Source organism: Microbulbifer variabilis (assembly GCF_052467165.1).
In genome coordinates, this window is sequence record NZ_CP174301.1 from 3,758,783 (window position 1) to 3,781,162 (window position 22,380).

Here is a 22,380-nt window from a genome sequence, read left to right on the forward strand (position 1 = left end):
AAGGAGCCCCTTTTTAAAATCGGAGAATCCAATGAAAAGGTATGCACTATTTTGCGGCAGTTATAACTTACTAATGGGTGGTGCTAAAGATTTCCGGCAATCAGCAGAAACTCTAGAAGAAGCGAAGAAAAAAGCAGAGCAAATTGCCAAAGAAAAACGCTTCAAATACTGGGTACAAATCTTCGATAAAGAAACCGATACATTCACCAGCTATAGCATTATTAATGGTGAACTAAAGGAACGAGCTTTACCTGAATAAGCCATGGAGGGCTACCCCGTGGGTAAGCTAGTTAAAGGCACTACCTGGGCCAGAGAGCAATTTGAATTAGGCTCTCGCCCTGGTAGGGACAAAATTATTGAATGGATCACCGCCGAACATATCCCAGGCCAGATCATTGCCGGGGAACCCTATGTCGATGCCGACCGATTCGCCATACGCGATCACACCGGCAAAAGCCCAGCTCAGAATACCGCCATTAACGATGGCCAACCTAAAAGCGGGCTAGACCTGCTGGCAGGCTAAGAACAACACCAACAAAGCTGCAGTCGAGCAAGGAAATGGCCAGACCCAGAAAGCCCCGCATGTGGGGTGATACACCACTACCGGATAACCTTTATCCAGACGCACGCAAGCGAGAAAATTATTGGCGTTACTGCTTACCTGACGGGCGCTATCGTGTTTTCTCTGCATCATTAGAAGATGCCATGCGTATGGCCGTAGAAGCCAATGCTGTGCGTGGGGAGCGTATTAAACGAAAACCAGCCAAAGTACCTGATAGATCCAGCTTCGCCTACCATGCCATACGCTATATAGAGTGGCGAACAGAGAACGACCCACGCTTACCCAGCAAAGCCAGCTGGCGCAATCGCTGCAACGCTCTTAAGCGGTTTGGTGAAGCTTTTGAGGCTATTCCAATACACAAAGCTAAACTGGCAGATCTACGCAAATGGTGGGAATCCCTTACCTACCATCAACAACACGCACGCCGCGCCGAGTTTAATAAATTCTTTAATTACCTAATGGCTGAAGGCTTGTGCAAACTGGAAAGCAACCCCTTCACCACAGCCGACGACCGTCCGCGCCTGCTGGAAAAGGGAAAGCCCATTAAAAAGCGCCAACGCTTAACCCTGGAAGCTTACTGGACCATCTATGAAAAGGCTGGGGAATTAGGCTATGAAGCGCTCCAGATTGCTATGGGTATCAGTATGCTAACCACCATGCGTCGCGCCGATATCTGCGAGCTGAACTTTGAGAAACACCTGCAAGGCGACCACCTACGAAAAACGATTAATAAATCCGAAGCGCAACGAGATAGCCTCGCCGCCAGCCACTTAAGTTTTAATTTAAAAACCCACCAACAACTTGGCAAACTTATTAGCCGCGCAAGAGAACTCAGCCTAAGAAATTACCGCTGTCCTTATGTACTGAGCCATACACCCAAACAACGGCGGACGGGGAGAACTAAAGAACATGTATGCCAAGTCAGCCCAGACCGACTTAGCGATATGTTTACCGAGGTTCGCAACGCTACCGGACTTTACATCAGCTTACCTAAACACCAAACCCCACCCAGCTTCCACGAAGTGCGCAGTCTCGCCTCAGATCGATTCAAGCGAATGGGGTATGACGTCAAGTCGGTGCAGCAGCTGATGGCCCATACCGATGAACGTATCACACAGGCCTATCAAGCAGGACATGGTATTGATTATAAGGAGATTAGTATCTATTTGGATGAACAGGCAATTGGGAGGGGATTTTAAAATGAAATTGGTAGCAACCCATTACTTTATTATAAGCAGTTCCACAATCTATATTTTTCAAAAATTATATAGCTTTATGCTTTTCAATTCCCTCTCTTCTTTTTTTAAGCCAAAGTTGATACTTCCCTTTCATCAACTCTTTTAATTCCTTATTTGTCAAAGGCTTCATTTTATCGAGGTTAGCTGGCTGCACCCCATCTAAGTATTTATCCCAGCCCTTAGGGTATTCATCTGAACTTAAACAATAAGCTGAGCCCCTAACATTTTCAAAACCTTTAAGCTTTGCCAATCTAAGAGTACAAACTTTCTCTATCCTCTTAAATTCAATAGGACTACTAGAGCATTCACTGCAATGCAAAACTGAAATTGGCGGATACTTTTTTGTCCATGCTGAACCTGATTTATTCCCCATTTTAAAATGGGACCAAAGCCTAAGCCCAATATCCTCAGCTACACCTACATAATACTTATCAGATCTCAGCAACAGCACATAAATATACATAATTAATTTATTATTAATTTTGAAGTATTCCTTTAGATTCCAACTCTCCCTCAGGAACACAAGTCAGATTAAAGCCCTAATCAGCTTAATACTTCTTCACATTCACTGATGATCTTCTGCTTAACAACCTTTCTAACTTTTGATAAGTCTTCATAGATTTCCTGAAATAAAGCCACTCCGTCTTCACCCTGATATCTTAGAACAGTATGATTAAATTCTACGCCTTTCGTGCTTACAGGATACTTTAGACTTTGATAATACAAATCCATTGTTATACCGGATTCATTACAAAAATTTCTAAGAATTTCATGAATACCAATCAAATTTACATATTTCTCATAAAAATCTATAAAATCTGAATCGATATAAAGATCTGTTACCTTTTGTAGTAGCTTAGAAAGTTTGTGAATATTATCTATCTCAGTATTTTTTGCTCGAATTAGTGCCTTAAGACTTAACTCTATTCCATGGTAAAAATTAAACAGTATTGGCTCAACAATATTCAGGTCCGACCACTTAACAAGCTCTTCGTATTCCTTGTGTTCTTCTTTACTTGGCCATCCCCAACCTCGATACTGCATCGAATCTGGATTACCAGAGCTGATCAGCTCATTGGAGACATTTAATGTGAGCTGCCAAAAGTTACTTGCTAAACCAAAGAGTCTTATGGCATCTAAATCAGTCATTAAAAATCCTTTTGCTTATATTCCGTGTAGTTATTATTTGAGCTAGCACCTTTATATCATCTATTTATGCATCCTGAAAACCAACCCCTTTCATTCAAACAAAGTTGAAGAGTCAAGGCGAGTACGGACAATTTGGTACCCGTGTTTGTTTAAAAGCACTTATGAAGTAACTGCTTTTGTTACTGATATCAAATACATCAGACGCCAATAGAATCAGCAATAGTTACTGCAGGATCGGTATCCACGTGGATTTATAAGATATTTGGGAGGAGGTATAAGGAGCTAAAATTTAGGCGAAAAAAAAGGGCCTAAAGGCCCTTTTTCTTTCTCGCGAGTTTTTGTTCACCGGATAAGAGGTCGTGAACCTCTTCTCGCAACCCCTTGATAGACAAGGGAAATTTGGTGGAGCTAAGCGGGATCGAACCGCTGACCTCAACACTGCCAGTGTTGCGCTCTCCCATCTGAGCTATAGCCCCAAATTCTGCTGCCTGACGTTTCCGTCGAAAGCGGGGCGCATTTTAGCAAGGTTTAGGCGCCTGTCAACAGAAAAAATAACTTTTTAATCAATTAGTTAGCTGCCAACAATGGACGCCCTCAGAAGCTGTCAATTTCAAGGGCTATGAAGGCAGCAAAGCCTTAATTGAGCCCAGCGTACTCCTTTTCCCAGCGCTTCAGCACCTTCTTCCCGGCGCCGCCCAGTACGTCGATTGCCTGACGCAGGCGGGCGCGACTGAGGTCGGGGCCCAGGAGTACCATGGCTTCCATCACAGAGAAGGAGGCGGTGGTGCCGCTGATGGCGACAAACAGTGGGGCGTTGAAGTCTTTCAGCTTGATTTCCATGGCTGTGGACAGGGCTTTCACTGCCTGGAAGATACTGTCCTTATCCCAAGCACGCAGGGCTTCGAGGCGCCACAGGGCAAATTGCAGCAGTTTCTTCTGGTCATCCAGGGGTAGCTTGTTACCGTTGAAGCTCTCTTCGGTCAGGGGCAATTTGCCGGAGGCGAGGAAGCTAACCAGAGGAGCAAAATCTCCGAAGGTCTCCATACGCTCTTTGGCCTGTGGCAGCACCTTGAGCAGATTGTCACGGTTAAACATCCACTCGGTGAGGCGATCGGCGAGCTGCTCGTTTTCCAGCTCGCGAATCCACAGGCCATTCAGCCAGGACAGCTTCTCCACATCGAATACCGGGCCGCCCAGGGAGACACGCTGGATGTCGAAGTGTTCCAGCATCTCTTCGAGGGAGAACTTCTCACGCTCATCCGGCATGGACCAGCCCATGCGGCCCAGATAGTTCAGCAGGGCTTCGGGCATAAAGCCGGCGCGCTGGTAATAGAGGATAGAGGTGGGGTTCTTACGCTTGGACAGCTTGGTCTTGTCCGGGTTGCGCAACAGCGGTAAGTGGCAGAGCACCGGCATTTCCCACCCAAAGTATTCATACAGCAGCTTGTGCTTGGGCGCAGAGTTAATCCACTCTTCACCACGAAGTACATGGGTGATCTCCATCAGGTGATCATCTACCACATTCGCCAGGTGATAAGTGGGCATTCCATCGGACTTGAGCAAAATCTGGGCATCTACCTGGGCCCAGTCAATCTCGATAGTACCGCGCAGCAGGTCTTCCACTACACAAGTGCCGCTCTCAGGCACATTCATGCGCACAACATAAGGCGCTCCGGCGGCGCGGCGCTTCTCTACCTCTTCTTCCGGCAGGGCGAGGTCGCTGGGCTTCAGTGAAGTGCGCCCTGCTTCGCGCAATCCTTCACGCAGCTGCTCCAGTTCTTCCGCAGTACGGTAACAGTGGAAGGCATGTCCTTTCTGTACCAGCTCGTCGCAGTAAGTTTTGTAGATATCACCGCGTTCGCTCTGGCGGTAGGGGCCGTGGGGACCTCCTACATCGGGCCCTTCCTGCCAATCCAAACCCAACCAGCGCAAGCTGTCGAGAATCGCTTTCTCGGATTCCGGGGTGCTGCGCTGCTGATCGGTATCTTCAATACGAAGTACAAACTGGCCACCCTGTGCGCGGGCAAAACACTGGTTGAAGAGAGCGATATAGGCAGTACCAACATGGGGATCACCGGTTGGTGAAGGTGCAATTCGGGTTCTTACGGTCATGACAAACCTGATAGAAGATAGATAAAGGACTGTTAAGGCGCGGGATTATAGCGCTGGCTTGCCCCTGGGCCCAGGCGGTATTTTTTCAACAAAAAGATGCTTTTCGTGCCATAGCTCAAATAAAGTACACAATTGACGTGACTTGATTCACGAAAAAAGTATGATTGCCGCCATAAACATGGAATAGCTTGACTAACGCAATAGCCCTTATTGTGCAGGGATTTCCGTGAGCAACTTTTCCTCAAAATGATAAATCAACGGCTCAGGAAGATAGGCCATGAAAAAAAATGTAGTTCGTTCTCTGGTCTCTGCAGTCGCAGCAGGCTTACTCTTCAGCGCTTCAACGACCTCAATGGCTGCTGGCGCTAGTGCAGATAGTACAATCACCCTGAGCATTACCCCTGCAATTGAAATTAGTGGAGTCGAAGACATCCTAATTACAGTTGACGATCTTGGTGACAGCGCAGAAGGTGACGATACCTTTTGTGTGGCCGGCTTCGGCTTCTCAAAATTTAGTATCACATTTCAAAGTGATAACACTGACAGTGATACTGCATTTAACCTGAAGGGGAATGGTATAGATGTCGGTTATAGCGTTGGCTTCGTAAACGACACCTCTAATCTCTATCAGGAAGTAACAAGCGGTACTCCCGTTACCAACTTGGATAGACAGGCTGCTTCCTGTGGCTCAGACAATGCTCATTTCCAAGTAACTGTGGATCAAAATGAATGGCAGCAGCCCGATGTGCTAAATGGCACAACTTACACTGATATTCTCGAAATTACCGTAGCTTCCGAGTAATTTAGAGGGCAGTTGGACTCTAGCAACTGCTCCGACAGCTCCTTATGGCAGGACGTCACCCGAGAGGGCTGGCGCTGGCTTTTTGCTTGGCGCAAGCCCTTCAATCTGATGCCCTAGCGGCAACAGCGGCTACCTTCTTGCTGGAAACATCAGCGCCGGAAGGGTTTGATGCGCTGCTAGTCTCCGAACATCTTGTGGTTGATCTCTATTACGGTGGTAAGGAAATTGGGGCCGCGCAGGTTTCAGTAGAGTCTAACCGTATCCGCTTTGATTCCCCCGAATCTGTACTCGTCCTTCTGCCAGAAGTGAATGACCCCGAACGGGTACTCACTTTACTGGGAACAAGCCAGTCCAAAAATACACAATATATCTGTCACTCGGCTAGACAAGTGAACTGTGGATACCTGCTGCCTGAGGAGTTCGCAGTTATCTATGACGAAGAGCGTTTTCGGCTTGATTTGTTTTTTGCACCCGAGCTGTTGCCTCTGCAGGCAGCGATTAAAGACCCTTACTTACCGGCTGCCAGTAGTGACTTCTCTGTAATTCAGAATCTAAGTGGCACCTGGAGTGGTGTCGAAAGTGATTGGGGCCCAAATAGTTACCAGGCAACATTGAGCGGCAATACCATTATCAGTTTTGGTGAGAGCGCGCTGCACAGCCTCTGGTCCAACGCAACAGAACAGGGTGGCCGGCTTCATAACTTGCACTGGAGCAGGGATTTTCGTGGGCAGGCCTATTCAATAGGGTTATTGCAGCCACAAGGTGGGCTTAATTTTTTTAAGTCTAAAGAGACTATATACGGCTTGGAGTTGCGAAACTCCCAGCGAAGCCGTACCGATATTAAGTACCAGCAAGGAGCACCACTGGAAATTAATATGCCAGTACGCGGGCGGGTTGAAGTCTATCGGGATAAGCGCCTGGTTCACACAGAACTATTGGAGGCAGGTAACCGTTTATTAAATACCTCCACTATGCCGCATGGTGCCTATGAAGTGGAGATTCGTACATATGATGAGACTGGGCGAGCACTCAGCCAGCACACAGAATTTTTTGCCAAGGACTCGTTGCTGCCGGCTCCGGGAGAGTGGTTGTGGAGCTTCCAAGCAGGACTACCCACTCTACCCTACAATACCGGCACTTTGCCCGAGTATTATGATGAAGGACTGGTTCAAGGCTCGATTGCGCGCCGCCTTTCAACCGGCACAGGACTATTCGCTTCAGTAGCTACCACAGAGAAGCAACAACTGGCAGAGGTTGGCCTGCGCTGGGTGGGGCAATATCTGGAATTTTCCCCAAGCCTGGTTACTACCAGTGAAGGCCGTAATGGCCACCGTTTTCAAGCTCTAATAAAAACGCCTTTTGCCACCATAAGTGCGATGGAGGCCAAGCTTCCAGCAAAAGATCAACTACCTTTCGATAACAACTATCAGCTTTTACCCGGAGGGTATTCCCAGCGCAGCTTTAGCTTACAAAGCGGTATTCTGGGTGGGCATCTTTCCCTGCGCCATAGCGAGCGGGACAAAGCTCAAAATCTATTACCCAGTGATTTCACTTTGGATAACACTGCCGATGGAGCACGTAAACTAACAACCCTGGAGTTTCGCCGCACTTTCTTTCAAAACGCAAATTGGCTAGGCAATGCCAGCTTCTCCTACGGCAAAGCAGATGGGCTGCAATATTCCAACCTTGGTATCGAGTTCCGCCTGCGATCAAAGCACTGGCAGCACACCGCTAATTTACACAGTGAAAATAGTGATAGCGGAACAGACGGGGAACGGTTGGCTTTTCATACCCGCTGGCGTGACCGTGACTTATGGGCACCAGAGTTTGAGCAGAAACTCTTTATTGAAAAAGCACCGGGGGCAAATTACCTGGAAAGCCGTACCCACCTGGCGGGACATATGGGCTATGCAAATGCTACTGTCGGTTTTACTCATGATGATCAGGGTGATGCCATTAATTATCTGGGAGGCTTTAGCACCAACTTGATTTCCACAGAACGAGAGCTGGCCTGGGGAGGCGAAAGGGCATTGGAAAGCGCAGTTATTGTCGATATTGAAGGAAGTGATCAACAGGATTTTGAAGTACTGGTGAATGGTGTTCGGCGCGGCTATGCCAAGGGTGGTAACAAATCCGTTATTAATCTACCGGCTTTTAAAAGCTACGATTTGTCACTGCGCCCGCTTGAACAAGGCTTCTTTGATTTTCGCGAGAGAAGTGAAACTGTCACCCTTTATCCCGGCAACGTAAGTTCAGCGAGCTACCAGATCTTGCCCCAAACACTGGTTTTAGGCCGACTAAGCGATGAAGGTATAGGAATAGCCAACATTCAGGTTTTCATCGGCGACCACAATACTGTTACCGACCAATATGGCGTTTTCCAACTGGAAGTGAGTGGCGACCAGCAAACTCTAACCTCCCAGGAAATTACCTGGAGTAACTGCCGCATCCCTATAAAAATCCAATCCGGTGGGGAAAACTGGCTAAATCTAGGCACCATTGAGCAATCTCGGGCTCTTTGCCAAATCGAATACACCTCGGAGGCAAAAGGTGTACACCACTAAAAGACTTCTAAAAAAAGCTATTTGGCCTGTTTATTTTATACTTATCCTAGCTATGGGATTGGGCTTACCAGTGAATTCGCAGACCAGTTGTTCCAGTAATGGTAGTTTACGCACTTGTAATCTTGGGGGATCCCATACTTTAAATTACGAAACAGACCCCAAGGATATCCCTTTCACCTTACGCAGTCATCGACGCGGTAATGCCTGGTCGTACTATCTAGAAATATCATCGCTAAACGGCAATACTTTTTCACTGGTCTCAGATAACGGAGAGCAGATTGATATTTCTATAACATTCACTTCCAACGGAGGCATTACAGAGGTATTAAATCCTGGAGTTCTGGCCGGCTCCTTTGGTGGTACCACAAACGATACAGGTGCTTTTCTTTCTGTCGAGGTAGATAGTTCTCTCACTCCATCTTCCAGTCGATACTCTGGCAGCTTTCAAATGGAACTAAGCCAGTATTTTTTAATTTTCCCCATTGATACAGAAACCATAGAGTTCGACATAGTCTTGGAAGTAGAACCAAATATTACTATTCGCAACCTGGGAGATATCAACCTGAGTAATTCAGGCATCACTTTGGGCCAGGTTATTAAGGGATCAGAAGATTTCTGTGTAGGCGGTATCGGATTCTCCAACTATACCGTTAACCTTAGCAGTAGTAATGGCAGTACCGGCGGTGGTGGAAGCAGCGGTTATGAGTTAGGTGGATCAAGCGAAAATATACCCTATACAGTAACTTTCTCAGATGACTTAACGGGCACCAGCGGCATAGCGCCCGGGGGACTCGGGGACGTGCCTGGTAGCTTCTCCCGCAGGACTGATGAGTCCTGTATTTCTGACAACGCGAGAATCTATATCAGCGTCTCCCCGTCAGACTGGGAAAATGCCAACGAACCGTTTTATACCGATGTTTTGACGGTGACGGTTAGTAGCCAGTAGATTTACCACAGGAGCCAGCGTCAAATAAAACCTCTCAAGGCAGAAAAATATAAAAAGCCACTAACTTTATTAGTCGCTATATCGAAAAAAATTTAGGCTAACTGTTAAGAGGGAAACGCACCCTTTCGCTTTTGCGCCCACGTAACAGTACTTCCAACTCCCCATCTTTTGGGATGTCCTCAAGTGAGAGATTAGTTCTGGCATACAAACGGCCCGATACATTCAATTTCCTACAGTTTCCATCGTCGAGGCAATGACGTACTTCAACAACTTCAATATTGATATTGCCATCATTAACCAGCTTGTAGCTATCTCCTTCCCCAACAAGCTCAACTTTATACTGGCCGCTGCTTGGCTGCACAAATACCAAGGCCTGGTAGGCTACGAGTATTTTTAAGGCCGTTTGCTCAGTTTTGATTTTTCCGACAACTGGCTTAAACGTCACCCGATAAACTTTCTCTTCTTCCAGGTCACGATCCAAGGCCATCAGGCGGAAACGTCTTCTTTCTCCTGGTGCCAGGACAGCCTTGGCCGGGCTGACAAGAAGCTTGAATTCATCGGGGTTCACCACCCTTACACGCTGCTCATTCTCCTGCCCGGGGTTATCCACCCGGAAAATCTCTGTTTGTAAGTACAGAGTCTCATTATCCGGGTTGGTGATTACAACGTCATCCCGAGCACTGGGAGCGTCATCGAGGTAAAGGATTACTTTGTTTAGAGACATCGCAGCCAGGGCTGGCTGTGAAATTGCCAAAAGCAATGCAAGGAATATCTTTTTCATAGGAAAGTGAATAACTCGGCATTCATTATTCTGGTGGCGGTATTTTACACTAGGAGTGGGCGGCAGTTGGCTTTATTTACCAATCAAGCCTTGGGAAAGATAATTATTTCTCTGTAATAACCAATTGAGAGTAATCTTTCAGTCGCACTTCAGAGAGGCAATCTCCAGCCCCCAGTGAAAGCGGCTTCTGCTGTTCACCTTCATCCAACCCAGTTGCAACCAAGGAGAAATGCTGTGTGGGAATCTGTCTCAAACACAGCTCGCGCTTAGCTCCCTTCTCAAACTGGCGCCACTCAGCTCGGGTGGGCAATATCAATATAATCCGGGCGCTAGCGGATACTGCATTGCCTGCTGCGACAATACTTTGCATTGAAGATGGCGCCACCTCAAAGATGAGCTGCACCAAAGCCAACGTTAAACTTCCCACCATACCTCTCAGAGCCCCAGCACCATCACATTTGCGTAAACTGCAGTTGGCGATCCAGCCTAATTCAATCCCTACTGCCGGCTCATGGTACCAGGCGCCAATATTTCAGCCCCACGATGCTTGCAACAACTGGAGCACAGTCTATTTTTCCTGTAAGACCCGGGGCCTACCCAGGTCGGAAATACCCATTGGTGACAGGGGCCGCTCGCCCCAAATCCAGCCGACAATAACACCCGCTTTCCGGACTTTACTCACATGCTAATCGCGCACCGAGGCGACAAGACCCGCCAACCGGAGAATACAATCGCCGCCTTCGAAGCAGCCCATAACTTGGGGGCCTGCGCAATCCAGTGCGATGTCCGCTTCAGCCTGGACGGAACACCCTGGTGTTTCCACAGCGATACACTGCAATTGCCCAGCGATAAGCGCGTGCACTTCTTTCACGAACTGAGGGATTCACAACTACACCACCAGCCCATCAACTCATTTATCCAACTGGTGGACTGGGCAAGCTGTCATCGCCACCTGGACTGGTTTGTAGGGATCTCCGCATCCAATATTACCGGCATCGGTTTCACCGCAGCAGTGGAAAAGCTGCTGGACCTCATGCGTAATGAACGCGAATCCTTCGCCCTACTCTCCCAGGACTGTCGCAGCTTACGCGCTGCACGCAATATGGGTTGGCACAGGGTGGCACTGCAGATCAGCTGCGTCTCCCGCTGTCTATCGGCAGATATTGTTACTCTTGCACCTGAGTATCTGCTGATTCGGGACAGTTTTGTTGAGTGCAATGAACTACCACCGGGGCCTTGGCAGTGGGTTGTTTATGAAATCAACTCCACAGAGGAGGCCGTTCTCTGGCGTAAACGCGGCGCACACCATATCCTGACCGGTAACCTGCCATTATTAATGCGCTCCCGGGAAGCGAGTGATGTCTACGGATTTTGACGTTCTAGTCGTCGGCGCCGGAATTCTCGGCGCCGGTACCGCTGAGGCCCTGGCCCAAGCCCATCACTCTGTCGTCATTTTGGAGCAGCTGGGGATTGCCGCTGCGACCTCCTCACGCTCTTCAAAACTGATTCACGGTGGCTTGCGATATCTGGAAAGCGGACAATTCCGCTTGGTTTATGAGTGCCTGCGCGAACGCAGCTGGTTACTGGATAACAAACCTCAGCTGGTGCGCATGGTGCCTTTTTATATCCCTGTGTATCGCAACAGCAAAAGATCTCCCTGGATGGTCAGACTGGGGCTCAGCCTTTATGCCCTGCTCTCCGGTATTCGAAATGGCGACTCTAGATTCCGATCCCTGCCTAGGTCTGAATGGGATACCCTGCCCGGTCTAAAGCGTGAAGATTTACTTGCCGTATTCCGCTACTACGATGCACAGACAGATGATGCCGCCCTCACCCGTGATGTGGTTGCATCCGCAATTGCCCATGGTGCACAGATTATCTGTCCCGGCAGTTTGGTAGGAGCGGAGGTCACTGAAGATTGTGTACGGATTGACTATGTGGCCGACGGTAAACTCAACACACTGCGCACCCGTGCCCTGGTCAACTGCAGCGGCCCCTGGGTCGCCACTACAAATGCCCGCTGCTCACCGCCAGTCGCCCTTCCACCAATAGATCTGGTCGCAGGCACCCACATATTGCTCCCGCTATCTCTTGGCAACAAAATCTTTTATGTGGAAGCTGATGATGGGCGCGCAGTTTTTGTGATGCCCTGGCAGGATAAAACCCTGGTGGGCACCACAGAGCGTCCTTATTGTGGCGATCCGCGGGATGTGTCCCCCACAATTGAGGAGGAGTCCTACCTGCTGCGCACTGTGCAGCAGTACTTCACCCAGACTCGCGGGCTGCAAGCTGAAGATATCTGTGAAAGCTTTGCCGGTCTGCGGGTACTACCTGAAGCGGAGAAAAGCCCATTTGCACGCTCAAGGGAATCTATGATCTGCTGCGATGATGAGCGCAAACCTCGGATTCTCGCCGTAGCCGGTGGGAAACTCACCAGCTACCGCGCCACTGCGCGAAAACTGGCACGGAAACTCGAAGCCACTCTGCAGGATAAGGCAACATCAACTCACGAAAGCACTGAAACCTCTAGCCATTCCAGCACCTCTGAGCGGGAACGGAACCTCTAATCGATCAAAAGAATTCAATGCTTCTCTCGATTAACCGTAATAAAGTCCCGCGCAGAGCTTAATTCTACGATAGCAAAATAGGGACGTGGTAATTTTCAGTGAAAATATCAGTGGAGAGGTCGGCAGCCAGTTATGGAAAAACCATACAAAACTACAGTACCTTCTAATCAAACCTCTACTCTAACCGAATCTCTAAAGGAACAAAGAGTTTAGGTATTTGGCACTACAGGAGTGGATTAGTTTTACCGAAAATCTATTGAAGAGCAGTACTCATGTGAGTAACAAGTTTCAGCCAGCAGAGAGAAACCCTTTGCACCCGCTGGCTTATTGCCCCCTACTTCTAACCTTCCTCTACACTAGAATTCATTACAGCTACACACATGCTTCCAGGGCCTGAACAAGGCCCTTGTAATACATAGGTGGCTCGCTTATCACATCCGGCAACACCATATGTTCTGGTACCCAATTGGTGGATAGTTATAGATGAAGCATCACAATTTAAGTCAAAAGGCGCCCTCTTAGAGACGGTTTCTTTCATCAGAGTAGTGCAACCTCCCAAAGCCATTGCTGCAATACTCAGACAGATTAGTTTACTTCTCATACTTAATTCCTTTTATCAGATATACTCTTAAAAACAGCAAGCTATCAATTTTTTCTGGCTAGCCATACTTCTAGGAAGATGAAAAATAATACGCTCTAACGTAAGCTGCATCAATATAATGATACTTCTGAAGTTTTTATCTGAGCACTCAATAAGTTATCAAATATATAGCTAGAGTGGATGCCGCCATTGTTTTGAACCCAGGTTATCCACTCTCCTAAAGGATAGTGCCTTCCCCCTCGCCTAACCAGATAGGGGCAATAGTACCGAAAAAAGCATTACCTGCAGAAATACCTATGAACAGCAGACCCAATATGCTTGTTATTGATATATTTAACAGCATACAAAGCTAAGGGTAAAATCAAATAGCTAGTAACAGGCACAATTATACCCACTGCAACAACTACTTGGAGGAATTTTTGATCTGGTAAAATTTGGGCCACTCCATCGGGAATAAAATATACGAGGGGCACCAACGATAAAAAAGTGATAAATACAACGAGATGCCTGTTGTGGTGACGCATGGACTTTCTCCCACCCCTCTTATTAACACAAGAGGGGCTCTGAACTACTTTTGGTTAGTTGCACTAAGGTAGCTGTTGTATACCCAGCGGTATGTAGTGTGCTGAGCTAATATTTCGCCGAGTTCCATTCCATGTTCACTTCGCCAATCGTCCATTATCTCTGCCAACACAGATGACCAGGTGGCAACCTTAACCCCCGCTTGGCTCATACGATGCATAGCCGCTTGCATAACGGTGTTATTCCAAGTACCAGAGGCATCTACCACAGCATATACATCATATCCTTCTGCCACGGCAGAAATCGCGGGAAACATCAGGCAAACATCTGTAACGATACCTGCCATAATAATTTTTTTACGGCCCGTCGCTGCTATAGCTCGTTTAAATTCTGGGCTTTTCCAAGCATTTATCTCACCCGCGCGCTCAATTATTTCATCGCCCAAGATATCTGTTATTTCTGGCATAACTGGTCCATTCGGACCGTCAGGCATACTTGCAGTAACAACAGTGGGCATGTTTACTGTTTTAGCAAGACTTGTCAGCCCCTTAATATTCTGGGTCATTAGATGGGGATCCATATCCCGACAACTCACCAGCAACCCTGTTTGATGGTCAACTAACGCCAATACAGAATTATCTACCGTCAATGTCTCAACGTACTTATTCATGCATTTACCTTCTCATTTACTGATTGGATTTCCTAACTACAATGGCACTAATATCGGTATCCGCTATTAATTTACCGCTGTAACTTCTGATCAAATCTCCATCTGTTACAGTCTCTTTTTGCTCCTCTTCAATAAATCGGCCGCTACCTTTGGTTAGATACACCAGAGATTCACTGTTAATTGATAGTTGCTGATCCGCCGATAAATTGGCAATTTCAATAATCGTACTGCTATCGAAAGTAATTGTTTGGTTCTTATTTCCCCCATAAATTCTTGTAACTCCACTTTCGGCAGGTATGTAATACTTGTAACCAGCGGCCTGGCCAGGCGCTATAGGTAGAACCCATAGCTGGATCATTCGGTTTTTCCTGGTATCTGGATTTACTTCATTGTGAGTAAAACCCTGTCCTCCCGCCCGCTGGACTTGTACGCCACCTTTTTCCAATCCCCTGCCATCTTCTAATGAGCCTTCATGCTGTATACGCCCATCTATCATCACCGAAATAACATCTATCTCATGATGTGGATGCATGCCCGTTTCACCACGGAGTTTAAAGCGCGCATCGGCCAAATACACAAAGTTATCCAGGCCTTCAAAGGTATTTGGGCGTTTATGAGGGCCAAATACACGACTGTCGGTTACCAGCCTGTGCTCTTTTAGCCCAGCAAAACCACCTAACGGTAACGAGTCACGAGTGAGAATCTTCAAAATGTGCCTCCCAGACATTTGCAATACGGGAGCATCTTAGGTGCAATCTATTGTTTGATATATACTAAAAAATGAAAAAAATTATTTCATTTTTAACAACAATAGATTTCCATGATTCACGACTTAAACGATATGATGGTTTTTTTGGCGGTGGTAGAGACAGGCAGTTTTACTCAAGCTGCAGACCGTCTGGGAATCCCAAAAGCCAACGTAAGCAGAAAGGTCGCTCGGCTAGAAGATCGACTATCCGTCAAGCTACTAGAACGTTCTACCCGCTCCCAGGCTTTAACAGAAGCAGGAAGAAAGTATTTAAGTCACTGTAAACGTATTGAAGAAGAAATGATGCTGGCAGAGGCCGAAGTTTCTGAGGTACTACAAGTTCACCGCGGTCCTATTAAGGTTGGCGCATCAATCACTATCGGCCAGCAAATCCTAAAACCAGCCCTGGCAATTTTTTTGAATCACTATCCAGAAATACAAATGAATTTGAGCCTGGTGAACCATCGGGTAGACCTGATCGAGGAGGGTTTTGACGTTGTTGTACGGGTTGGGGAAATGGATGACTCAAGGCTGATTGCGAGGCCCCTCGGTCACGCCTGCAGAAAAATTTATGCCAGCCCTGATTATCTCAATAAAAATGGTACACCTTTAAATGTCAAAGAACTTGTACATCACCAGTGGCTATTTATGAACGCCTTGGGTAATGAGTCAAAAATTATTTTGCAAAATGGAAATAGGGTTTTTCAACAAAAAATAAAACCGAGGTTTTACTCAGATGACCTCTCAACTATTAAACAAGCAACAATTGATTCTTGTGGTATCGCAGTCTTACCAGATTACATGTGCTTTCAAGAAGTTAAAGAGGGCACTCTTATTAACCTACTACCAAAATGGAGCATGGAAAGAATAGGTATATATGCACTGTATCCCCAAAATCGCGCCAAGATTGCAAAGGTAGGTGCTTTTATAGAATTTCTATCAGATGTATTTGAGCGAAAAGGTTTACGATTCTGACTTTTTTATACTGGTTTCCTATCATCAACTTGGTACCTCTTCCGAATATCTTTGACCTTCATGAACAAAAATCCTCGGCCATTAGATTTTTCTATCGATGACTTGCATAGCAAGCCCTGCCCATACAGGGGCGCCATAATGGTTACCGTAGGATTGGTATCCAATAAACGGCCCGGCCGCGCACTATTTTTGCAGTTTTCCACAGCCCCCCTCCTCGTCAGCAAAAACATCAACCCCGCCAGTCTTCCCAACGCCTCACCAATGAACTTCAGGAGCCAACTGATGGGGGTAAACCGTATCCAATTCAAACCCTATATATAGATTATCAACGTGGTAAAGTTGTCAACTTGAATATACCTTGGCATGCTCCACCTTCTATAGAAACTACCTATAGAAACTACAAAACCCTCACTACCCCAGAAAAGCTAATCAGCATACTCATCGAGGGATACATCGATACCAATCACAATGGAAGAATGCTACCTTGGCTAATTAATTACTCAATTGGTGACTCTGGTTTGCCATGGTATGCTGATTTCATAGCAAGGAACAATGAGATACTAGATATGAAGGATTCTTGGGAGGTTATAAAAGGGAAGCTTTCTCAACTTGGCTGTTTAGATAAGTTGAATTTAAATTCAGGCTGTTCACAAGGCGAAATTGAGGTACTAGAGCAGCACTTAGGTGTTGAGCTACCGGCTGACTTAAAAGAATTTTTGTCAGTACATAATGGTCAGTTTTTTCAGGGGTTAGGCCTTTTCTTTGAATCACAATTTCTATCAACCTCTGAAATTGCACAGCGCTGGGATAGTTGGCGAGAGCTGGATGAAGAAGAAATGAATGAGGACTGTGCTGATTACATGCGGTCCAACCCGGAGGGCTTTATAAAACCCCTATATATTAATAAGTTTTGGATTCCATTAACTTTTGATTGGGCAGGCAACCATATTGGTATCGATTTCGATCCTGGTAAAAAAGGAGTTCCTGGCCAGATAATAGCTTTTGGCCGAGATGAGGATACAAAGCTCTTGATTGCCGAGAACTTCACTGACTTTATTTCAAAGTTTATTCAGGCCTTAGATACAGCCAGCTGGAAGGAAGAGAGGTTTCGAGGGGAGTTTAAAACGTTAAGTAGCTTCCAATAAAGCCTATCTGTCTGGTAGCTCGGTTATCCTGATGAACCCAGTTTAATACGCTAAGCGTTTGCTCTACCATCCCAGCCAGATTTGTATCGGCATCACCGTTATCTCGTAACGAAGCAGCGGTTGCCAACCTGCCAACCACTGCTCTGTTCATATAATGCAGGCCATCCGCTTTATTCAGGGCCGCTTTGGCGGGGGAAAGTTGTCAGCCAGCTTCCCCATATAGCGAGCGAACTGGCCAGCTCAGCCGCTGGCTCCGGTGTTGACCAAACTGTGGTCGCTTTTGCTCCGAACAAATAATCACCCGTTCAGAGTCACCATTGCCGCAATAGAACAATGGACAACCCGGCAGTTAACTACTTTGACAATACGGCTCGCCATCAAGTCAGCACGTGATCCGGAGAAGCTAAGGGTAACATTTCGAGCCGTGCTGACACCCAGATTCAACAACAACAGGCCATCCCGCCATAGGGTATGGGTTTTACATCCCATATAATGGCGGGCTACTCTGTTTTTAATAGTCTTTTACGCCGCAGTTTATGTCTGAATACAGCCCCCACCGCTTTTGTACCGCACCACTACTCGATTGGAGTGATCGCCATTGCCGCTATATGTGGCGCCTGTTGAGTAAGCGGGCACGCTTGTATTCGGAGATGGTGACTACTGGGGCAATATTGCATGGAGACAGGGAGCGCCACCTGCAGTTTGATGCAGCAGAGCAACCCGTAGCCCTGCAACTGGGCGGAAGCGATCCCAGAGAGCTGGCCGAATGCGCCCGTATCGCCGAGGAGTGGGGCTACGCTGAAATTAACCTCAACTGCGGCTGCCCCAGTGACCGGGTGCAATCGGGCCGTTTTGGTGCCTGCCTGATGGCAGAACCGGATGTGGTAGCTGAGGGTCTGTCCGCGATGCGCGAAGCAGTATCTATCCCAGTTACGGTAAAGCACCGAATCGGTATTGATGATATGGAGGACTATCCTGGCCTGACCCGTTTTGTGGAGGCCCAGGCAGCTATTGGCACTGACACATTTATCGTACATGCGCGCAAAGCCTGGCTAAAAGGCCTCAGCCCAAAGGAAAACCGCGAAATCCCCCCACTTAATTACGATATGGTTTACCGTCTGAAACAGGACTATCCACAGCTACAAATCATTATTAACGGCGGTATTAACTCGCTAGAGGAGAGCCTGCAACATTTGCGGCATATGGACGGTGTTATGCTGGGGCGTGCAGCCTATCAAACTCCGGCAATCCTTGCCCAAGTGGATAGCCTGCTATTTGGTGAAAGTGAAGGGCCGGATGCAGCGCAAGTGGTCGAGCAAATGCTGCCCTATATAGAAAATGAAATGCAGCGCGGCCAGCGCCTGAATCATATTACCCGACATATGCTCGGGCTTTTCCAGGGGCTGCCGGGCGCGCGGCGATTCCGCCGCCACCTAAGTGAGAATGCCCACAAGAAAGGGGCCGGACCAGAAATTGTTGAACACGCTTTAACGCTCGTTACCCAGGCCGCATAGAGGGTAAACCAAGATGGCTGGAAATGGAGGCCAATCAATGACAGAGGGAGTGCAATGAACAAATTGGAACAACTTAAACAGCGCAGCTTAGTAGTGGCCGATACGGGTGATATTGAGGCTATCCGCCGCTACCGCCCTCAAGATGCCACCACCAACCCCTCACTACTGTACAAGGCCGCCCAGCTCCCTCAATACAAATCGCTTATCAAAGAGTCATTGGGGTGGGCAGCTCGCCACCAGAAGCAACGTGGGACAGCGGAGACAGCGCGATTAGCGGCAATTAAGCTAGCAGTGGGTATCGGTACAGAGATATTACAGCTGGTCCCCGGCGTGGTTTCCACCGAGGTGGATGCGCGACTCTCGTTCGATACCCGCGCCACAATTGATTACGCCAGGCACCTGATCACTCTCTACGAACAAACGAATGTAGAAAGGGACCGTGTGCTCATCAAAATTGCTTCCACCTGGGAGGGTATTGCAGCGGCAGAAATCCTGGAACAAGAAGGCATCCACTGTAACCTGACCTTGCTATTCAGCCTGTGCCAGGCCATCGCCTGTGCCGAGGCCGGAGCCACTTTAATCTCTCCTTTTGTCGGCCGTATCCTCGACTGGCACCTGGCAAATGGTGAGCGCAAGGGGTTCAGTGGCGAAGAGGATCCCGGTGTATTGTCGGTACGCAATATTTATCACTACTATAAATCCCGCGACTACGACACCATCGTGATGGGTGCCAGTTTCCGTAATACAAGTGAGATAGAAGCCTTGGCTGGCTGCGATCGCCTGACTATCAGCCCGCAGTTGTTGCAGTCCCTGGAGGAAAGTGAGGGGATGCTGGTAGGAGGCCTACCGGCGATTACAGAACCTTTGGCTCGGCCAACCCAGAGATTGGAGGAAGCGACATTCCGCTACCAGCTCAATAGCGATGCCATGGCTACAGAAAAGCTAGCAGAAGGCATTCGCAACTTTGTTAAAGACCAGCAGCGACTTGAAATGCTGCTACAAAGCCAAGTGATGGGACACCAGGAAACTGATGCTGCAACAAATCCGTAAGCTGTTTGAGCAGATTGGCAACAGTGCCGATGTAGAAACACGTAATGAAAAAGACGTGCGCATGATCAGCGCCGCCCTTCTAGTTGAAGTGGCGACTGTGGACCAGAAGCTGGACCAGCGCGAGCGCGACACCCTCACGCATCTACTTTGCCAACACTATGCACTAGATGTACACAGCGCCGCCGAGATTATTGATGAGGCCATTGATCAACGGGAGCATGCCACCTCATTATTCGAGTTTACCCAAGCAGTTAATGATCAGTTCACTGAGCAGGACAAGTACCTGCTGGTTCGGCAAATGTGGCAGGTCGCTTTTTCCGATGATGTTATCGAGGCATTTGAGGAACACCTTATTCGCCGGGTATCCGAACTTATCTACCTACCCCACGGACTGTTCACCAGAGCCAGGGCGGAAGCGAGGGATTTGAAAGATAATTGAGTCGCTAGCTGAATAAGTTGGGGGAATAGGTCTAAAGCGCCAAATCGGTAGCAGGAGCCCTTAAGAAGCTCAATGCAGATGGGCGGAGCGTTTGCTGTAGGGCTCGCATTCCCGCTCGAGGGTATGCACCAGATCGCGGAAAGTTTCCGCATTTTGCTCGTTCATACTCATCAAAACACGGTGTGCTTCCAGTACCTTCTCCCGCGCAGCACATTCATCAGGAGTGTTGCAGACCAGGGGTTTAGTCTCAACGGAGATATCATATTGCTCACTACTGATCTCCACCAGGGAGTCAAATCCCATTGCATCAAGCAGGTGTTGAATTCCCTTATCGGCAGAGAAAACCAATGGCTTTTGACAACCGCGCTCTTGGGCGCGAATCGCAATTTTTGCCATCAGGCCAAGGGTCGTGCTGTCAACACCTTCGGCACGGTCCAGGTCGAAAGCCACCCCAGCGAAGTCATCTCGCGCAAACATGTTGTCGATGAAGCTATCAAATGAAGTACAAAGGTTGAGCCGAACATCACCAATCAACTTGATGATGTAAACGCCCTCGTGGGCCCCAACCATAATTTGCCCGGACTGCATAACAACCCCTGGCTCACCCGGATACACTTTTAGGTGAAAGTGCTAACAGGTGGCAAAAGTTCACTGGTAGAGAACACAAGCCGCACTCGGTGGTTTTGCCGCCTTGTGCAATTTTGTGCATAAAGTGGGCGGAGCTTACTCCTGACTGCCCGGACTGACAAGTATACTAGGGCATGAAATTCGACTATTTAGTCGATGCAAACGCTCGTCCTAATTGTGCCCCAGGGTGAGGATCGTAATATCGTCCGGTAACGCCCCAAAAGTATCTACTTTCAGGCTCTGGCACAAACTTTCCAAATTTCCTCCGCACTCGGCGATCATCTGTAAGAGGCGCTCCTCTTTTTCCAGAAGATCTCCCTGAAGCAGCTCCAGAACGCCATCGGAGCACGCCACCAAACGCCAGCTGGGCGGTAGCTCGGCGCACATTACCTGCCAGTCACCCCGCTCAAAGATACCTAACGGACGCCCTTTGCCCGGCAACCAATCAGCGCCACCATCACTGGCGAGAGCCGGCATGGGAATCTGCCCGGCAACAGCATAATGCAGCTGGCGCGCGGCCGTATCCACAACACCGACGAACATGCTGGCATGTTTGCCCATATGTGTGGATAACAACTCCCGATTGATCAGCTCGAGAACTTCTAACAGGTCACTGCCAAGGGACTCCAGCTGGGTAAAAAGTGGACCCTCACGCAGACGGTGCATGATGCTGTGCTTGACGAGTGCGGTAACCAGCGCAGACGAGACACCATGACCGGAAATATCCACTAGGTAGAAGGCGACAAAACGCTCTCCAAACAGGCCGTAATCGACAAAGTCACCACTGAGATACAGTGAGGGAATCAGGCGATAGTTCGCCTCAATACCACCTGGATAACTATAAGGCGTACGCGGCAGCAAGTGCTGTTGCAGCTGGCGGCCAGCCTCCTGGTCCCGCCGCAAAAGCTCTACGTGATCACGCAGCTCTATGTTACGCCGCTCCAGAGCTTCCCGATATTCCCGGTTCTGCTGGGCCAGATTCTCCTCACCGCTGATACGACAAATAACCCGGTCAATTTGCGCGGCTTCCTTGAGAGGTTTGAGGAGATAATCGCAGGCGCCCAGGCGTATTGCTTGCAGGGCATCATTCAGTACTGCACTGGATGAAATTACGATGACAGAGGTATCTGGAGACTGACGTTTGATTTTTTGTAACACCTCCAGCCCGCTCATATCGGGTAACTGGAAGTCCACCGCGACCAATTGAAAAAGACCGGGGGAAAATTGCTGGATACCCTGTTGCCCACTACTTGCCTCCGCAACAGAGAACCCTTGGCGTGAAAGTGCTCCACGCAGGAAACTGCGGGAGCGCTCGTCATCAGTCAGTAACAGGCTACCGGGACCGGGCATGAGTGGCCCTTGGAAAAA

General features: G+C 48.2%; 22 protein-coding genes and 1 tRNA gene. 13 read left to right on the plus strand and 10 right to left on the minus strand.

What is annotated here, in order from left to right; all coding sequences use genetic code 11:
- Positions 1-31: 31 nt before the first annotated feature.
- Genes ACJJIP_RS16765 through ACJJIP_RS16775 form a run of 3 tightly spaced genes read left to right on the plus strand, consistent with a single transcriptional unit; the run spans position 32 to position 1,761 of the window.
- Positions 32-259: a hypothetical protein gene (locus tag ACJJIP_RS16765; RefSeq protein ID WP_444945663.1), complete on the plus strand. Its 228-nt coding sequence runs from the start codon at positions 32-34 to the stop codon at positions 257-259.
- Positions 260-277: 18 nt separating this feature from the next.
- On the plus strand, positions 278-523 hold the full coding sequence (locus ACJJIP_RS16770) for a hypothetical protein (protein WP_157533347.1): 246 nt from the start codon (positions 278-280) through the stop codon (positions 521-523).
- Between the two features lie 35 nt (positions 524-558).
- Positions 559-1,761: a tyrosine-type recombinase/integrase gene (locus ACJJIP_RS16775; RefSeq protein WP_444945664.1), complete on the plus strand. Its 1,203-nt coding sequence runs from the start codon at positions 559-561 to the stop codon at positions 1,759-1,761.
- A gap of 64 nt (positions 1,762-1,825) precedes the next feature.
- On the opposite strand, the gene ACJJIP_RS16780 is transcribed toward ACJJIP_RS16775, so the two are convergent.
- From ACJJIP_RS16780 to gltX, 4 genes are all read right to left on the minus strand, one after another.
- Positions 1,826-2,323 carry a GIY-YIG nuclease family protein gene (locus tag ACJJIP_RS16780; RefSeq protein WP_444945665.1) on the minus strand — a complete coding sequence of 166 codons (498 nt, stop codon included), beginning with the start codon at positions 2,321-2,323 and terminating at the stop codon, positions 1,826-1,828.
- Positions 2,324-2,343: 20 nt separating this feature from the next.
- Entirely contained in the window at positions 2,344-2,949 is a 606-nt protein-coding gene (locus ACJJIP_RS16785) for a HEPN domain-containing protein (protein ID WP_444945666.1), read from the minus strand.
- Positions 2,950-3,349: 400 nt separating this feature from the next.
- Positions 3,350-3,425 (minus strand) — tRNA-Ala (locus tag ACJJIP_RS16790).
- Positions 3,426-3,585: 160 nt separating this feature from the next.
- A complete protein-coding gene (gene gltX, locus ACJJIP_RS16795) occupies positions 3,586-5,061 on the minus strand; it encodes a glutamate--tRNA ligase (RefSeq protein WP_020412055.1) in 1,476 nt (491 codons plus the stop codon).
- A 277-nt stretch (positions 5,062-5,338) separates the two neighbouring features.
- Here gltX and ACJJIP_RS16800 point away from each other — a divergent pair, with 277 nt between their 5' ends.
- From ACJJIP_RS16800 to ACJJIP_RS16810, 3 genes are all read left to right on the plus strand, one after another.
- Positions 5,339-5,863, plus strand: coding sequence for a hypothetical protein (locus ACJJIP_RS16800; protein WP_020412054.1), 525 nt, complete (start codon positions 5,339-5,341; stop codon positions 5,861-5,863).
- Between the two features lie 44 nt (positions 5,864-5,907).
- Entirely contained in the window at positions 5,908-8,427 is a 2,520-nt protein-coding gene (locus ACJJIP_RS16805; protein WP_020412053.1) for a TcfC E-set like domain-containing protein, read from the plus strand.
- A 70-nt stretch (positions 8,428-8,497) separates the two neighbouring features.
- Positions 8,498-9,373: a hypothetical protein gene (locus ACJJIP_RS16810; RefSeq protein WP_444945667.1), complete on the plus strand. Its 876-nt coding sequence runs from the start codon at positions 8,498-8,500 to the stop codon at positions 9,371-9,373.
- Positions 9,374-9,470: 97 nt separating this feature from the next.
- Here ACJJIP_RS16810 and ACJJIP_RS16815 read toward each other — a convergent pair whose 3' ends face one another.
- Positions 9,471-10,154 (minus strand): fimbrial biogenesis chaperone, encoded by a 684-nt coding sequence (locus ACJJIP_RS16815; protein WP_020412051.1) that lies wholly within the window; start codon positions 10,152-10,154, stop codon positions 9,471-9,473.
- 103 nt (positions 10,155-10,257) lie between these two features.
- Positions 10,258-10,584: a hypothetical protein gene (locus ACJJIP_RS16820; RefSeq protein ID WP_020412050.1), complete on the minus strand. Its 327-nt coding sequence runs from the start codon at positions 10,582-10,584 to the stop codon at positions 10,258-10,260.
- 252 nt (positions 10,585-10,836) lie between these two features.
- Between ACJJIP_RS16820 and ACJJIP_RS16825 the strand changes: the two genes are divergently transcribed.
- Positions 10,837-11,529: a glycerophosphodiester phosphodiesterase family protein gene (locus ACJJIP_RS16825; protein WP_020412049.1), complete on the plus strand. Its 693-nt coding sequence runs from the start codon at positions 10,837-10,839 to the stop codon at positions 11,527-11,529.
- Positions 11,513-12,721, plus strand: coding sequence for a glycerol-3-phosphate dehydrogenase/oxidase (locus ACJJIP_RS16830; protein WP_020412048.1), 1,209 nt, complete (start codon positions 11,513-11,515; stop codon positions 12,719-12,721). The genes ACJJIP_RS16825 and ACJJIP_RS16830 overlap by 17 nt, the downstream gene beginning before the upstream one ends.
- Positions 12,722-13,890: 1,169 nt before the next feature.
- Here ACJJIP_RS16830 and ACJJIP_RS16835 read toward each other — a convergent pair.
- Together ACJJIP_RS16835 and ACJJIP_RS16840 are read right to left on the minus strand one after the other, a co-directional pair.
- The gene (locus ACJJIP_RS16835; protein WP_444945668.1) at positions 13,891-14,514 is read right to left on the minus strand and encodes an isochorismatase family protein; all 624 of its coding nucleotides are present in this window, start codon (positions 14,512-14,514) and stop codon (positions 13,891-13,893) included.
- 16 nt (positions 14,515-14,530) lie between these two features.
- Positions 14,531-15,223, minus strand: coding sequence for a pirin family protein (locus tag ACJJIP_RS16840; protein ID WP_444945669.1), 693 nt, complete (start codon positions 15,221-15,223; stop codon positions 14,531-14,533).
- A 111-nt stretch (positions 15,224-15,334) separates the two neighbouring features.
- On the opposite strand from ACJJIP_RS16840, the gene ACJJIP_RS16845 reads away from it, so the two are divergent.
- The 5 genes from ACJJIP_RS16845 to ACJJIP_RS16865 all read left to right on the plus strand — a co-directional run bounded on the left by ACJJIP_RS16845 (position 15,335) and on the right by ACJJIP_RS16865 (position 20,385).
- Entirely contained in the window at positions 15,335-16,237 is a 903-nt protein-coding gene (locus tag ACJJIP_RS16845) for a LysR family transcriptional regulator (RefSeq protein ID WP_444945670.1), read from the plus strand.
- Positions 16,238-16,584: 347 nt separating this feature from the next.
- Complete coding sequence (locus ACJJIP_RS16850) at positions 16,585-17,382, plus strand: SMI1/KNR4 family protein (RefSeq protein ID WP_444945671.1); 798 nt, start codon at positions 16,585-16,587, stop codon at positions 17,380-17,382.
- Positions 17,383-17,918: 536 nt separating this feature from the next.
- Positions 17,919-18,896, plus strand: a complete 978-nt coding sequence (gene dusA, locus ACJJIP_RS16855; protein ID WP_040628208.1) for a tRNA dihydrouridine(20/20a) synthase DusA — start codon at positions 17,919-17,921, stop codon at positions 18,894-18,896.
- A gap of 54 nt (positions 18,897-18,950) precedes the next feature.
- On the plus strand, positions 18,951-19,946 hold the full coding sequence (gene tal, locus ACJJIP_RS16860; RefSeq protein WP_020412042.1) for a transaldolase: 996 nt from the start codon (positions 18,951-18,953) through the stop codon (positions 19,944-19,946).
- The gene (locus ACJJIP_RS16865) at positions 19,927-20,385 is read left to right on the plus strand and encodes a tellurite resistance TerB family protein (RefSeq protein WP_020412041.1); all 459 of its coding nucleotides are present in this window, start codon (positions 19,927-19,929) and stop codon (positions 20,383-20,385) included. Before tal ends, ACJJIP_RS16865 begins: the two co-directional genes overlap by 20 nt.
- Positions 20,386-20,454: 69 nt before the next feature.
- On the opposite strand, the gene ACJJIP_RS16870 is transcribed toward ACJJIP_RS16865, so the two are convergent.
- Complete coding sequence (locus ACJJIP_RS16870; protein WP_020412040.1) at positions 20,455-20,973, minus strand: STAS domain-containing protein; 519 nt, start codon at positions 20,971-20,973, stop codon at positions 20,455-20,457.
- Positions 20,974-21,183: 210 nt separating this feature from the next.
- Entirely contained in the window at positions 21,184-22,362 is a 1,179-nt protein-coding gene (locus tag ACJJIP_RS16875) for a PP2C family protein-serine/threonine phosphatase (protein ID WP_020412039.1), read from the minus strand.
- Positions 22,363-22,380: the final 18 nt, after the last annotated feature.

Bases quoted from the DNA above. Each gene is read 5' to 3' on its own strand.
- ACJJIP_RS16765 (WP_444945663.1), top strand. From the start codon at position 32: ATGAAAAGGTATGCACTATTTTGCGGCAGTTATAACTTACTAATGGGT.
- ACJJIP_RS16775 (WP_444945664.1), top strand. From the start codon at position 559: ATGGCCAGACCCAGAAAGCCCCGCATGTGGGGTGATACACCACTACCG.
- ACJJIP_RS16785 (WP_444945666.1), bottom strand. From the start codon at position 2,949: ATGACTGATTTAGATGCCATAAGACTCTTTGGTTTAGCAAGTAACTTT.
- gltX (WP_020412055.1), bottom strand. From the start codon at position 5,061: ATGACCGTAAGAACCCGAATTGCACCTTCACCAACCGGTGATCCCCAT.
- ACJJIP_RS16800 (WP_020412054.1), top strand. From the start codon at position 5,339: ATGAAAAAAAATGTAGTTCGTTCTCTGGTCTCTGCAGTCGCAGCAGGC.
- ACJJIP_RS16805 (WP_020412053.1), top strand. From the start codon at position 5,908: ATGGCAGGACGTCACCCGAGAGGGCTGGCGCTGGCTTTTTGCTTGGCG.
- ACJJIP_RS16815 (WP_020412051.1), bottom strand. From the start codon at position 10,154: ATGAAAAAGATATTCCTTGCATTGCTTTTGGCAATTTCACAGCCAGCC.
- ACJJIP_RS16820 (WP_020412050.1), bottom strand. From the start codon at position 10,584: ATGGTGGGAAGTTTAACGTTGGCTTTGGTGCAGCTCATCTTTGAGGTG.
- ACJJIP_RS16825 (WP_020412049.1), top strand. From the start codon at position 10,837: ATGCTAATCGCGCACCGAGGCGACAAGACCCGCCAACCGGAGAATACA.
- ACJJIP_RS16830 (WP_020412048.1), top strand. From the start codon at position 11,513: ATGTCTACGGATTTTGACGTTCTAGTCGTCGGCGCCGGAATTCTCGGC.
- ACJJIP_RS16835 (WP_444945668.1), bottom strand. From the start codon at position 14,514: ATGAATAAGTACGTTGAGACATTGACGGTAGATAATTCTGTATTGGCG.
- ACJJIP_RS16845 (WP_444945670.1), top strand. From the start codon at position 15,335: ATGATTCACGACTTAAACGATATGATGGTTTTTTTGGCGGTGGTAGAG.
- dusA (WP_040628208.1), top strand. From the start codon at position 17,919: ATGTCTGAATACAGCCCCCACCGCTTTTGTACCGCACCACTACTCGAT.
- tal (WP_020412042.1), top strand. From the start codon at position 18,951: ATGAACAAATTGGAACAACTTAAACAGCGCAGCTTAGTAGTGGCCGAT.
- ACJJIP_RS16865 (WP_020412041.1), top strand. From the start codon at position 19,927: ATGCTGCAACAAATCCGTAAGCTGTTTGAGCAGATTGGCAACAGTGCC.
- ACJJIP_RS16870 (WP_020412040.1), bottom strand. From the start codon at position 20,973: ATGCAGTCCGGGCAAATTATGGTTGGGGCCCACGAGGGCGTTTACATC.
- ACJJIP_RS16875 (WP_020412039.1), bottom strand. From the start codon at position 22,362: ATGCCCGGTCCCGGTAGCCTGTTACTGACTGATGACGAGCGCTCCCGC.